Annotated in this window: 11 protein-coding genes and 2 pseudogenes; 8 read left to right on the top strand and 5 right to left on the bottom strand. The window is 70.3% G+C overall.

All coding sequences use genetic code 11. The features are described from left to right. Positions 1–185, top strand: a pseudogene (locus tag BUB75_RS20535) (methyl-accepting chemotaxis protein); the annotation flags it as partial. A gap of 15 nt (positions 186–200) precedes the next feature. On the opposite strand, the gene BUB75_RS20540 reads toward BUB75_RS20535, so the two are convergent. Further along, on the bottom strand, positions 201–1736 hold the full coding sequence (locus BUB75_RS20540) for an APC family permease (RefSeq protein ID WP_073259223.1): 1536 nt from the start codon (positions 1734–1736) through the stop codon (positions 201–203). Positions 1737–1945: 209 nt separating this feature from the next. Here BUB75_RS20540 and BUB75_RS20545 point away from each other — a divergent pair, with 209 nt between their 5' ends. The 5 genes from BUB75_RS20545 to BUB75_RS20565 are packed head-to-tail and all read left to right on the top strand — an operon-like array spanning position 1946 to position 7366. After that, on the top strand, positions 1946–3421 hold the full coding sequence (locus tag BUB75_RS20545; protein WP_073259224.1) for an aldehyde dehydrogenase: 1476 nt from the start codon (positions 1946–1948) through the stop codon (positions 3419–3421). Continuing rightward, positions 3414–4367 (top strand): DODA-type extradiol aromatic ring-opening family dioxygenase, encoded by a 954-nt coding sequence (locus BUB75_RS20550; protein ID WP_073259225.1) that lies wholly within the window; start codon positions 3414–3416, stop codon positions 4365–4367. Before BUB75_RS20545 ends, BUB75_RS20550 begins: the two co-directional genes overlap by 8 nt. 11 nt (positions 4368–4378) lie before the next feature. Then, complete coding sequence (locus BUB75_RS20555; protein WP_073259784.1) at positions 4379–5239, top strand: fumarylacetoacetate hydrolase family protein; 861 nt, start codon at positions 4379–4381, stop codon at positions 5237–5239. Further along, positions 5239–6708 carry an aldehyde dehydrogenase family protein gene (locus BUB75_RS20560; RefSeq protein WP_073259226.1) on the top strand — a complete coding sequence of 490 codons (1470 nt, stop codon included), beginning with the start codon at positions 5239–5241 and terminating at the stop codon, positions 6706–6708. The genes BUB75_RS20555 and BUB75_RS20560 overlap by 1 nt, the downstream gene beginning before the upstream one ends. Further along, positions 6701–7366: a gamma-glutamyl-gamma-aminobutyrate hydrolase family protein gene (locus tag BUB75_RS20565; RefSeq protein ID WP_073259227.1), complete on the top strand. Its 666-nt coding sequence runs from the start codon at positions 6701–6703 to the stop codon at positions 7364–7366. The genes BUB75_RS20560 and BUB75_RS20565 overlap by 8 nt, the downstream gene beginning before the upstream one ends. Before the next feature lie 64 nt (positions 7367–7430). Here BUB75_RS20565 and BUB75_RS20570 read toward each other — a convergent pair whose 3' ends face one another. Further along, positions 7431–8222: an acetoacetate decarboxylase family protein gene (locus BUB75_RS20570; RefSeq protein ID WP_073259228.1), complete on the bottom strand. Its 792-nt coding sequence runs from the start codon at positions 8220–8222 to the stop codon at positions 7431–7433. Between the two features lie 103 nt (positions 8223–8325). Here BUB75_RS20570 and BUB75_RS20575 point away from each other — a divergent pair, with 103 nt between their 5' ends. Beyond that, positions 8326–9699 (top strand): glutamine synthetase family protein, encoded by a 1374-nt coding sequence (locus tag BUB75_RS20575; protein ID WP_178379940.1) that lies wholly within the window; start codon positions 8326–8328, stop codon positions 9697–9699. Between the two features lie 32 nt (positions 9700–9731). Beyond that, on the top strand, positions 9732–11012 hold the full coding sequence (locus BUB75_RS20580) for a cytochrome P450 (RefSeq protein ID WP_073259230.1): 1281 nt from the start codon (positions 9732–9734) through the stop codon (positions 11010–11012). Here the strand turns inward: BUB75_RS20580 and BUB75_RS20585 are convergent. The 3 genes and pseudogenes from BUB75_RS20585 to BUB75_RS20595 all read right to left on the bottom strand — a co-directional run. Next, the gene (locus tag BUB75_RS20585; RefSeq protein ID WP_073259231.1) at positions 10996–11526 is read right to left on the bottom strand and encodes a MarR family winged helix-turn-helix transcriptional regulator; all 531 of its coding nucleotides are present in this window, start codon (positions 11524–11526) and stop codon (positions 10996–10998) included. The two genes, BUB75_RS20580 and BUB75_RS20585, sit on opposite strands and share 17 nt — an antisense overlap. 43 nt (positions 11527–11569) lie before the next feature. Beyond that, positions 11570–12292, bottom strand: a complete 723-nt coding sequence (locus BUB75_RS20590) for a type 1 glutamine amidotransferase (RefSeq protein ID WP_073259232.1) — start codon at positions 12290–12292, stop codon at positions 11570–11572. A gap of 13 nt (positions 12293–12305) precedes the next feature. Next, positions 12306–13244, bottom strand: a pseudogene (locus tag BUB75_RS20595) (PDR/VanB family oxidoreductase); the annotation flags it as partial. Positions 13245–13340: the final 96 nt, after the last annotated feature.

Consider the following 13340-nt stretch of genomic DNA (forward strand, 5'->3'; position numbering starts at 1 on the left):
ACGAGATGAGCCGCAGCATCAGCGAAGCCTCCACCGGCGCCACCAGCATCGCCCACAACATCGCCGGCGTCGCCGCAGCAGCCCAAACCACCACCGCGACCGTGCTGGACACCCAGCGTTCGGCCGAAGAACTCGCACGCATGTCCGGCGACCTGCAGGCGATCGTCACCCGCTTCCGGATCTAGACCAAGAGAAAAACCTCAGCTGACGAAGTCCGCGATCGCGTCCTCGTTCTCGCTGTTGCGGCGGACCGCGCCGATGATCAGGCCGATGATCAGCACCACGAACGGCGCGAGGACCAGCGTCCAGCCGGTGGCGGACAGCGCGAACGCGGTCAGCGCGTCGTCGGGGTTGGAGCTGGTTCCGGCGAGCAGTCCGAAGCGGGCCATGATCAGGTAGGCCGCCAGGGCCAGGCCGACGATCGCGACCGCCGGGGCGACGACGGTCTTCAGCACGCCTGCCTCGCCGGGCTCCCGCCTGAAGTGGACGATCACCGCGACCGACACCAGGATCTCGACGAGGACGATGGCCAGCACCGCCAGGCCGCTGAACCAGTTGAACAGGTTGAGGACCGGATCCTTGTCGGTGACCGCGAAGAACACGATCACGAGCAGCGTGATCACCGACGTCGCGACCGAGCCGTAGACGGGGGCGCCGCGGCGGTTGACCCGGTCGAGCGCCCTCGGCAGCACACCGGCCCGGCCCATCGAGAAGAAGTACCGGGCCGCGCTGTTCTGGAACGCGAGCAGACCGGCAAACAGGCTGCTGAGCACCAGCCAGCTCATCAGCGTCGCCAGCCAGCCGCCGACGTACTCCTCGGCCACGAAGAACAGGACGGCGGACGGATCGGCCAGCGGAGTGCCCTCCACGGACGAGATCTCGGCGACCCGGTCGACCGCGTTCGCGCTGCCCACCCCGCTGACGACGGCCCAGGACGCGAGCGCGAACAACACGGCGATGCCCGCGACCGCGGTGTAGGTCGCCCGGGGCACGGCCCGCTTGGGGTCCTTGGTCTCCTCGGCGTAGATCGCGGTCGCCTCGAAGCCGATGTACGACGCGAACGCGAACGCGAGTGCGATGCCCGCCGAGCCGCCGAACCCGCCGGTGAAGATGTTCGCGGGTGAGAACGACGCGGCGAACGAGAGCCCGTCGGGGCCGCCGCCCTGCAGGAGCACGACCGCGGCGACCAGGAGCAGCGACAGCACCTCCAGTCCCATCAGGACGCCGAGCACCTTGGCGCCGATGTCGACGCGCAGCAGCGAGAGCGTGAGCACGACGGCCCAGGCGATCAGCGACCACGCCCACCAGGGGAGGTCGATCGAGAGCCGGGCGTCGAGCTGTCCGTGCGCCACCGCGCCGAAGAAGCCGTACACGGCCAGCTGGACCGCGACGTACGCGAGTAACGAGACGAACGCCGATCCGACGCCGGCCGTGATGCCGAGGCCTCGCCCGACGAACGCGAAGAAGGCGCCGGTGTTCGTGACCCGGTGGCTCATCGCCGCGTAACCGACGCTGAACACCAGCAGCACGAGGCCGGCCACCAGGTACGCGCCCGGGGCGGCGGCACCGTTGCCGAGCACGATCGCGACCGGCACGGCACCGGTCATGCCGACGAGCGGCGCCGCGGCGGCGACGACGAAGAAGACGATCCCGGTGATGCCCAGGCGATTGGCAGCGAGGTGCTCGCTCGGAGCGGAATCGGTCGTCGAGGATGGGGTGGTTCGTTCTGCGGTCATGAGGCGTTCTCTCTTCAGCTACCGCGAATGTGACCTGGGCGACAAGAAGATATTCGGACCCGAACGAGTTGTCGATAGGCTGCTCGTAAATCGTTCGTGTCCGCCCAGAGCATTCCGACGCAGCACTGGACACACTCGCTTGACCGTCCCCACCCGCCCGATTACGTTTGGAACCAAACGATCTGCCGCTCAGGAGGTTCGGGACAGCGATGGACGACCACCACGCATCGATCGACGGCGTCCGCGTCGACCTGCGCCATTGGATCGGCGGCGAGCGGATCGCGTCCGCCCGCACGTTCGCCGACGTCTCGCCCATCGACGAGCAGGAGATCGCGCGGGTCGCCGCCGGCGGGGCCACCGAGGTCGACGCCGCGGTCGCCGCGGCCCGCGCCGCGTTCCCGGCCTGGAGAGCGCTGCCGGTCGCCGAGCGCTCCGCGATCCTGCACCGCGTCGCCGACGGGATCGAGGCCCGCCTCGAGGACCTGGCAACCGTCGAGACACGCGACAACGGCTCGCTCCTCCGCAGCCACCGGCGAGGCGTCATGCCCCGGGTCGCGCTGAACTTCCGGGCATTCGCCGACTACGCCGAGAAACAGCTGGGCCACCCGGACCTGTCGGTGCGGGGCCACCGCGAGCGCATCACCTACGACCCGGCGGGCGTCGTCGCGATCATCACGCCGTGGAACGCGCCGCTGATGCTGGCCACCTGGCGGATCGGACCGGCGCTGGCCGCGGGCAACACCGTCGTCGTCAAACCGCCGGAATGGGCGCCGCTGACCGCGAGCCTGCTCGCCGACATCATGCACGCCGCAGGCGTGCCCGCCGGTGTCTTCAACGTGGTCCAGGGAACCGGCGCCGAGGCCGGCACTCCCCTCACCGCGCACCCCGGGATCAACCGGCTCGCGTTCACCGGCTCGGTACCGACCGCCGGGGTCATCGCCCGCGCCGCCGCGCCGAACATCGTGCCGCTCTCGTTCGAGCTCGGCGGCAAGTCACCGCTGCTCGTGTTCGCCGACGCCGACCTCGAGCTCGCCGTCGGCATCGCGGTCGAGCAGTTCGACAACGCCGGGCAGGTGTGCCTGAAGGCCGCCCGGATGCTGGTGCACTCCTCGATCGCGGACGAGTTCACGAACCGGCTGGTGGAGCGCACCGCGCAGCTGACGCAGGGCGACCCCCGGGACGAGGCCACCGATCAGTCCGCTCTCATCGCGCGGAGACACTTCGAGCAGGTGAGCGGGTTCGTCGACCGCGCCCTCGCTGACCGTGCCCGCGCGCTGATCGGTGGCGGGCCCAATACGGAACTCGGCGGCCTCTACTACCGCCCCACCGTCCTGGTCGACGTGAAGCCCGGAGCGGAGATCCTGACCGAGGAGGTCTTCGGCCCGGTCGTCACGGTCGAGACGTTCGACGACGAGGACGACGCCGTCGCGCGCGCCAACGACACGCGCTTCGGGCTGGCGGCCACGGTGGTCACCACGGACAGAACACGAGCGGAGCGGGTCTCGCACGCGCTGAACGCCGGCACCGTGTGGGTGAACTGCTTCTTCGTCCGCGATCTCGAGGCGCCGTTCGGCGGTAACGGCAAGTCCGGCATCGGCCGCGAGGGCGGCGCCTGGTCGTTCGACTTCTACTGCGACGTCAAGAACAGCGTCTTCAGCCCGAACGGATGGCAGCAGCATGGGTGAAATAGTCGGCGCCGGGCTGTTGGCGCACGTCCCGACGATCGTCCTGCCGGAGGAGACGCGGCGCGAGCTGAACAACGGTGAGGACTCCACGCTCGTCGCGGGTCTCCAGCAGCTGCGGCGCGAGGTCTTCGAGACGCTCGACTACGACACGGTCGTCGTGCTCGACTCGCACTGGGCCACCACCGTCGAGTTCGTGGTGACCGCGCAGGACCGCCGCAGCGGGCTGTTCACGTCCGAGGAACTACCCCGGGGCATGCAGCGCCGCCCGTACGACTTCCCCGGTGACCCCGAACTCGCCCACCTGATCGCGAGCAAGGCCGCCGACCATTCCACCTGGATCACCGCGATCGACGACCACTCGCTGCCGATCTTCTACGCCACCACGAACCTCTGGGAGTTCCTCGGCCAGGGGCTGCCCGAGAAGCGGTGGATCTCGATCGGCGTCTGCCAGACCGCCGACGGCGAGGACGCCTACCGGCTGGGCCGGGCGCTGGGCGACGCGATCGCCGCCTCCGACCGGAAGGTCGTGCTGATCGCCTCCGGCGCCATGTCGCACACGTTCTGGCCGCTGCGCCAGCTCCGGGACCACGAGGCCGCCGGACACGAACACATCTTCTCGCCGGGAGCGCTGGCTGCGGACCTGGAGCGGATCGAGTGGTTCAAGGCCGGGGACCACCAACGGGTCCTCGACACCATGCCCGAGTTCTTGCGCTTCCGCCCGGAGGCGAAGTTCATGCACTACCAGATGATGCTCGGCGCGCTCGGCGAGGAACGCTGCACCGCGACCGGCCGCCAGTACGGGGAGTACGAGAACTCGGTCGGCACCGGCCAGGCCCACCTCTGGTTCGACCGGCCCGCGGACGGCTTCCCCTCCCCCAAGACGACGCCGCTCGACCCCGACTACGTCCGCCAGACCGGCGGCCCCGACCTGCCCGCCGCCGGCTGAGGAGCGTGTTCGTGAGTACCCGAGAGACCCGCCGCATCCTGCTCGACGGCACCGTCGTCGACGTCGTCCGCGACGGCGAGAACCTAGTGGCCGGCGACGGTCGTGTCGTGGCGATCGCCGATGCGCGGCACCTTCCGCCGGTCACCCCGACCAAGATCATCTGCGTCCACCTGAACTACCTCAGCCGGGTGCAGGAGCTGCAGACGAAGCTCCCGGCAGCGCCCACGTACTTCCACAAGCCGATCTCGGCGCTGAACTCCCACGACGCCGCCGTGGTGCGCCCGGAGGGGTGCAAGTGGCTCAACTACGAGGGCGAGATCGCGATCGTCATCGGCCGGACCTGCCGCAACATCGCGCCGGAGCAGGCCGGTGACTACATCCGCGGGTACACGGTCGCCAACGACTACGGCCTCCACGACTTCCGCGACACCGACTCCGGGTCGATGCTGCGGGTCAAGGGCGCCGACACGCTGTGCCCGATCGGGCCCGGCGTCGTCGAGGGCTGGGACTTCGGCGGCAAGCGAATCCGGACCCTCGTCAACGGTGAGGTCCGCCAGGACGGCACTACCGACGAGATGCAGTGGGACATGCACTACCTGGTCGCCGACATCGCCCGCACGATCACGCTGCAGCCCGGCGACCTGCTGCTGTCCGGGACGCCGGCGATCTCGCGCACGGTGTACCCGGGTGACGACGTCGAGGTCGAGGTCGAGGGCCTCGGGACGCTGCGCAACCACATCGTCAGCGGACCCACGCCGATCCGCACCGACGTCGGCGCCCAGCCCACCGAGTCCGAGGAAGTGCTCTCCACGGCCCAGGGCGGCGACTGGGAGTTCCGGGGTATCCGCAAGCCGCTCCCCGCGGCGCACTGATGGTCGATTGGGTAGCCCGGGCGGCCGCGCTGACGCTCCCGCCCGGCGTCTTCATCAACGGGGAGTACCGCGAGACCGGCGCGGTCCGCGACGTCCTCACCCCGCGGGACGGCAGCACCCTCGGTTCGGTCGCCTGGGCGGGGGTCACCGACACCGACGCGGCGGTCGCCGCGGCCCGCAGGGCCTTCGACCGCGGCCCCTGGCCGCGGCTGCACCCGCGCGAGCGTGGCGAGGTCCTGCAACGGTTCGCCGATCTGGTGGACGCTCATCGCGAGGAGTTGGCCCTCCTGGTCAGCCTGGAGATGGGCAAGCCGGTCCGGGTGGCGTACGAGATCGAGCTGCGCGCGCTGATCCGGACGCTGCGGTACTACGGGGAACTCGCCGACAAGGAGCACGGCGAGATCACGCCGACCGTCGAGGGTGAGTTGTCGCTGGTCACCCGCGAGCCGGCGGGTGTGGTCGCGGCCGTGGTGCCGTGGAACTTCCCGCTGACGCTGGCCGGGTGGAAGATCGCCCCGGCGCTGGCCGCGGGGTGCACGGTCGTCGTGAAGACCGCCGAGCAGTCGCCGCTGTCGATGCAGCGGGTGGCGTCGCTCGGGGTGGAAGCGGGGTTGCCGCCGGGTGTGCTCAACGTGCTCAGCGGCGACGGCCCGGTCGTCGGCCGCGCGCTCGGCGAACACCCGGACGTCGACATCCTGACGTTCACCGGCTCGACGAACGTCGGACGGCACTTCCTGCGCTACTCGGCGGACAGCAACCTCAAACGGGTCTACCTGGAACTCGGCGGCAAATCGCCGAACATCATCCTCCGGGACGCCCCGGACCTCGACGCCGCCGCGGACACCGCCGCCTGGGCGATCTTCTTCAACAGCGGCGAGATGTGCACGGCCGGGTCGCGCCTGATCGTGCACCGGGACGTCGCCGCGCGGGTGATCGACCGGGTGGTGGCGACCGCGGCGTCCTGGGCTCCCGGCGACCCGCTCGACCCGGCGACCAGGATGGGGCCGATCGTCGACGAGCGCTCGCTGCAGCGGATCCTGGGGCAGCTGGGCTCGGGGCTGGCGGCGGGCGGCACGCTGCGGACCGGCGGATCCCGGGTCGCGCGGCCCGGGCCGTACCTGGAGCCCACCGTCGTGACCGGGCTGGCCGCCGACCATCCGCTCGTGCGCGAGGAACTGTTCGCGCCGGTGCTCTCGGTGCTCGTCGTGGACTCCGAGGACGAGGCCGTACACGTCGCCGGCGACACGCCGTACGGACTGGCCGCGGCCGTCTGGACGTCCGATCTCGGCACCGCGCATCGCGTCTCCCGCCGGCTTCGCGCGGGGACCGTGTGGGTGAACTGCTACGAGGAGGGTGACCTGTCGGTGCCGTTCGGCGGGGTGAAGCTCTCCGGGTTCGGGCGGGACAAGTCGCGCCACGCGCTGGCGGAGTACAGCGACCTGAAGACGACGTGGATCTCGTATGCGTAGGCCGCTGATCGCGATTCCGGCCCGCTTCTCCGCGTCCGCCTCGGCGCTGCGGTATGCCGCCGAGGTCACCGCCCGCGCGCTCGGCGAGGCGGTGTTCGACGCGGGCGGTGAGCCGCTGTCGATGCACCCCGCGGCGCCGGAGGACGTGCCTGAGCGGTTGGCGTTCGCTCAGGGCGTGTTATTACCAGGCGGCGGTGACCTGGCGGCGCACTGGACCGGCCAGGAGGCGCACGACACGCTCTACGACGTCGACGAGGAGCAGGATGCGTTCGACCTCGCGGTGGCCCGGCACTGCCTGGACCGGGGGGTGCCGCTGCTCGCGATCTGCCGCGGCCTCCAGGTGGTCAACGCGGTGCGCGGCGGCCGCCTGATCCAGGACATGCCGTCCCATCACCGGCATCGCCGTCACCTCGTCTCGATCGAGCCGGGGTCGGAGCTCTACGAGCTGGCGGGCGGAAAGGTCGAGGTGTCCTGCTACCACCACCAGTGCATCGGGGCCCTGGGCCGCGGGATGCGGGCGGTGGCGACCGCGGAGGACGGCGCGATCGAGGCGGTGGAGATCGACGCCCTCCCCGGCTGGTTCCTCGGCCTCCAGTGGCACCCCGAGGACACCCCCCACCCCACCCTCTTCCGGGCCCTAGTGACAGCCGCCCGCTGACCCGGGGAAGCGCTGCACAGTTTGTGCCCCTCGAGGGGCACAAACTGTGCAGCGCTTCCGGCGGTCAGAGGCGAGCCAGGGTGGTGCCGCCATTCCACTCGACGCCCACCTGCCGGTAGTAGCCGCCGATGACCTCCTCGACCTCCAACCGCGCCACCTCCTCGGTCGGCGCCTCGAACAGCCGCAGCTCGGCGTCGCCCTTCCAGGCCTGGCCGCCCTCGAACGCGCTCGCGCCCGAGGAGATCAGCTCGGCGTACGCGTCACCGCTCCCGGAGATATCGGGGTAGATGCGATGATGTGCCATCGGATGACCGTTGACGAAGCCGTTGGTCTCCGATTCCTCCCGGAGCGTCACGACCGCCTCGGCGAGGCGCCGGTCGTACGACGCGAGCGTGGCACCGAAGACGCCACCCGGACCGATCTGCGGGGCACCGTGCGCGAACGGATGGGGCCGGGTCTGCCACATCGACCCGAGCTTCTTCGGATAGCCCTGGTGCAGGCCGCGCGCGATCGCGAAGTCCTTGTCCACCCAGATGAAGACGCAGCGCGAGTAGGTGACGCCCCGGAAGGAGCACCGCACGACCACGAAGGCCTCTTTGTACTGGGAGCGCGCGGGATCCAGCAGCTCCTCGCGGCCGGCCGAGCACGACTGCCAGTCCGCCCAGATGAACGCGACCGCACCGGGGTCCTCGGGCGCCGGCTCCAGGGGCTCGGGCAGGAGCGCCGCGACGTTCGCCGGATCGGTGCGGTACTCGACCGTCAAGAGGTCGCCGGAGTAGTACCACGGCGGCGACGGGATCAGCGACGCCGCGCCGGACGCCGTCCGCGGATACAGAAAACCGTTCATCGGTGGCATGGACACTCCAAGGTCGTTTGGATCCGTACGATATGCCGAACGGCGCTCCGCGGAAAGTCTTGCCAGCCAGGAAGCGGCTCGATATTGTTCGGACCCAAACGATATGACTGAAGGGCAGGGCCTCGTGGCTCACTTCGACACATCGGGGCTCCAGCCCGCCCAGGAGCGGCTCGTCGCCGAGGGCATCGACGTCGTCCGGCTCGGATACGCCGACCTGATCGGGGTGGACCGCGGACGAGACGTCCTGGTCAACCACTTCCCGCGCACGGTCGGCGGCGGCGTGGCGTTTTGCCGCTCGGTGTTCGGCACGACGCCGCGCGGGGGCGTCGTCGACATCGAGGGCGGCCTGTCCGCGGGGCTGCCGGACGTCGTCGCGTTCCCCGACCTGAGCACGTTGCGTCCGCTGCCGTGGGAGCCCGGCGTCGCACACTGCATCGCCGACGTTTTCAACCCCGACGGCACACCGGCGCTGGAGAGCCCGCGCCAGGTGCTGCGCCAGCTGTGCGAGCTGTTCGCCGCCGAGTCGATTGCCCCGGTCGTCGGGCCCGAGCTCGAGTTCTACCTGCTGGCCGAGAACCCGGGGTCCCCCACCGGCTGGCAGCGCTACGGCGAGGGCACCGGCAACGTCTACACGTCCGGACGCAAGGGCGACCCGGAGAACGTGCTGCTGGAATCCCTGCGGCAGCTCGGCGACTACGGCATCGACGTGGTGGCGGCCAACCACGAGTTCTCCTCCGGACAGTTCGAGATCAACCTCTGGCACGGCGACGCCCTGGACGCCGCCGACCGCGCCCACCGGTTCAAGGACGCGGTCAAGGAACTCGCCCGTCGGCGGGGCCACCTGGCCACGTTCATGCCGAAGCCGTTCAACGACGAGGGCGGCTCCGGCTACCACCTGCACCTCTCGCTCCAGGACGCCGACGGCGCCCCGCTGTTCGACGACCCGTCGGCCCCGGACGGGCTGTCCCCGGTGGCTCACCACGCGATCGGCGGGATCCTGGCTCACGCACCGGCGATCGCCGCGGTCGCCAACCCCACGATCAACTCCTACAAGCGGTTCGGCCCGGACACGCTGGCCCCCTGGCTGATCGACTGGGGACTGGACAACCGCAGCGCGATGGTGCGGATCCCGCCCGAGCGGGGCCACGCCGCCCGGCTCGAGCTGCGCCTGGGCGACGCCAGCGCGAACTCCTACCTCGCGATCGCCGGGATGCTGGCCGGAGCCCTGCTGGGCATCCGCAACAAGATCGAACCGCCGGAGGCACTGGTCGGCTACGGCTACGACACCACGCGCGCGGCCAAGCTGCCGCAGAGCCTGCCCGAAGCCCTCGACGCCCTCGAAGCCGACGACCAGATCGCCGACCTGCTGGGGCGGCCGTTCGTCAACACGTTCCTCGCCTACAAACGCGACGAGGTCGAACGCTTCCGCACCTGGATCACCGACTGGGAGTTCCAGGAATACACGTACCACATCTGACGTCGCGCCTTTCCCGCACGAGGAGCTCCCCCATGCCCCGACACGCCCCCGTACCGCTCGCCGAGGTCGACCTCTCCGACATCGACGGTTTCGCCGACCTCCGCGGCTACTCGCAGTTCGACACGCTGCGCGCCGAGGATCCGGTGCACTGGAACGAGGAGAAGGACGGCGCCGGCTTCTGGGCGGTCACGCGGTACGCAGACATCTGGGCCGTCGACCGGGACGTCGAGAGCTTCACGTCGGAGAAGTTCGTCAACCTCGAGGACGTCGACGACGACCTGCGCGACTTCCGGCGTTCGCTGCTGGAGACCGACGGCAGCAGGCACCACGCGCTGCGCCGGCTGATCCAGCGTGAGTTCACCCCGCGGAACCTCCTGAAGAACTACGAGGGCTTCCTGCGCCAGCTCACCAAGCAGACCGTCGACCGGGCCTTCGCGGAGGCCGCGGCGAACGACGGCCGGATCGACTTCGTCACGACGATCAGCGCCGACTTCCCGATCCAGGTGCTCGCCCGCCTGCTCGACGTCCCCCCGGAGGACACCCCGCAGCTGATCGCGTGGGGCAACGAGATGGTGGCCAACACCGACCCCGACTACGCGAAGGTCCGCGCCGACCTGGCGGAGTCGGATCAGTACCGGCACCTCCCGTTCCGCTCGCCGACCGTCCAGGAGGTGTGGGATTACGGCAACCGGCTCAAGGACGAGCGTGTCGGTGGTCAGGGCTCCGACCTCATCACGATCCTGGCGAACAAGCTCCCCGACGACGGGGTGCCGCTCAGCCAGCAGGACTTCAACAACTACTTCTCGCTGCTGGTGATCGCCGGCAACGAGACCACCCGGCACGCGATCAGCAACTCGATGCTGGGCCTGATGGAACAGCCGTCGCAGCTGCGGTTGCTGCAGGAGCGGCCCGAGCTGCTCACCACCGCGGTCGAGGAACTGCTGCGCTGGGCGTCGCCGGTCTACCACTTCCGGCGGACGGCCACCCGCGACGTGGAGCTCGGCGGGAAGCAGATCAAGAAGGACGACAAGGTCGTCATGTGGTTCGCCTCGGGCAACCGCGACGACGAGGTCTTCGCCGATCCCTACACGATCGACGTCACGCGCACGAACGTCGACCACATGACGTTCGGCAAGGGCAGCCCCCACCTGTGCATGGGCGCCAACCTCGCGCGCATGGAGATCCGGCTGATGTTCGAGGAGCTGCTCCCCCGCCTCGGTTCGATCGAGCTGGTGGGCGACGTGCGCCGGATCCGCAGCAACTTCGTCAACGGGATCAAGTCGTTCCCGGTGCGGATCAGCCCGGCCGCTTGACCGCTTCGCCGCGGGGCGGCGCCTGCTCCAGCTCCTCGACGATCGTCCGGAGCGAGTTGGCGAGGTCTTTGCGCTGCGCCTCGGACAGGCCGCGGACCACGACGGCCTCTTCCCGGTTGAACTGCGGGAAGAGGCCTTCCATCAACTTGCGGCCGGACGGCGTCATCGAGAGCACCACCCGGCGCTTGTCGGTCTCGTGACGCTCGCGCTTGATGTGCCGGTAGGACTCCAGCGTCTTCACGACGCCGGTCAGCGTGCCCTTCGAGATGCCGGCCTCGGCCGCGGCCTGCGCGGTCTCGATCTCGCCCCAGATCCACACGACCCAGAGGACGACGAAGCCCGTCCAGGTCAGCCCGGTGTCACGCAGCACCGTCTGCTCGAGATGGTTGCGGATCGCGGTGGTGGCTCGATAGATGTTCGAGACCGCCCACATCGCGCTGGTGTCCAGTGACATCCCGGCCAACCGCTCTTCCACGGCCTGCTCGGTTGCCCGCAGCGTGTGCGATCCCGTCATCGACTCGCGTTCCTTCCGCCGGGCGGGGGTCTACCCAGCGAGTCTAGATGTGACGTGGTGACGGACCGGACGCGACGTGCGCGAGGAAGCCGTCGACGAGCGCGCGGGTGCGCCGCGTCGCGTCGGCCGAGAGCTCCCGCGTCCGCGCCACGAGAGCGTCGATGTCGACGCCGTGGCTGCGTGCGCCGGCGGCACCGCCGTTGCCCAGCCAGCCGGCCAGCATCGTGCTGGTGAGTTCGGGGTGGAACTGCACCGCCAGGTTGCGGCGCAGCCGGAACGCCTGCGAGGCGGCCGGGTTCCGCGCCAGCTCCACCGCGCCCGGCGGAAGCGACCACCGGTCGAAGTGCCACTGGAACCACGGCCCGGCCGGAACGACCGCGGCGTCGTCGGTGTGGATCTCGGCCCAGCCGATCTCCGGGTGCGGGGACGCGGCGACGCTCCCCCCGTGTGCGGCCGCGAGCAGCTGGCCGCCGAAGCAGATGCCCAGCACCGGTACACCGGCCGCGTCGGCGCGGCGCAGCTGCTCGATCTCCGGAACCACCCAGCCGCCGATCAGCGCGTGGTCGTACGTCGACCACGGGGCCCCCATCGCGAGCACCGCGTCGAAGGCCGTGAAGTCCGGGAACCGCGTGCTGACGCGGGGCGCGCGGAACCGGTCGGCGGGCACGACCAGGTGGTACTCGATGTCGTAGCCGTGCTCACCGAACCGCCCGGCGACGGGGCCCAGCGGAGACATGTGGTCGTGCTGGATGACCAGCAGCTTCACCGGGCGCCCCCGTTCACAGAGCGAGCGTCAGGCGCGGGCCCGTGCACCGGGACACACAGATCATCATCACCTCGTTGGTCTCGCGCTCGTCGTCGCTCAGCACGGAGTCGCGGTGATCGACGTCCCCGTCGATGACCTCGGTCTCGCACGTGCCGCAGATGCCCTCCAGGCAGGAGCCGAGAACGCTGACTCCGGCCTCGCGGACGACCTCGAAGACGGACTTGTCCGGCGGAACCTCGAGCGTGGTGCCGGACTGCTCCAGGACCACCTCGAAGGAGCGCTCCGCACCGGCCGGCTCGGTCGCGCGGGGTGCGAACCGCTCCAGGTGCAGGCTCCCGGCCGGCCAGGACGCGCAGCGCTCCTCCACCGCCTGGAGGAGGCGCTCCGGCCCGCACGCGTAGACGAGCGTGTCCGCTCGCGGCACGCCGAGGAGCGCGTCGAGATCCAGGAGCCCCTGCTCGTCCTCCGGCACCAGCCGGACGCGATCGCCGAAGCGGGCCAGCTCGGCGGTGAACGCCATGGATTCCCGCTGCCGCCCGCCGTAGTACAGCTCCCATTCGGCTCCGGCCGCGTCGACCTCGTTGATCATCGCGAGCAGCGGGGTGATGCCGATGCCGCCCGCGAGGAACAGGTAGCGGCGGGACGCCACGACCGGGAAGTGGTTCCGCGGTCCCCGGGCGCGGACGACGCTGCCCTTTTCCAGCGCGTGGATCCGCACCGAACCGCCGCGGCTGTCCGGTGCGCGGAGGACCGCGACGCGCCACGAGTCGGTGTCGCCGGTGCGGCCGCACAGGGAGTACTGGCGGACGAGACCCTCCCCGAGGACGAGGTCGATGTGCGCTCCGGGGGTCCAGTCCGGCAGGTCGCTGCCGTCGTGGCGGCCCAGCGTCAGCGCCAGCACCCCGTCGGCCTCGTGCACCGCGCTCCGGACGACCAGGTCGGCCTCGAACTCGCGCACATCCGGCTCCTTCTCGAGACGATCTCGTTCGGATACAAACGATACGGCTGCGTAACGAGCGCCGCAAGAAATTCCGGGTCTTGCGCGGCT

Origin of the sequence: Cryptosporangium aurantiacum (assembly GCF_900143005.1) — a bacterium.
Lineage (GTDB): Bacteria > Actinomycetota > Actinomycetes > Mycobacteriales > Cryptosporangiaceae > Cryptosporangium > Cryptosporangium aurantiacum.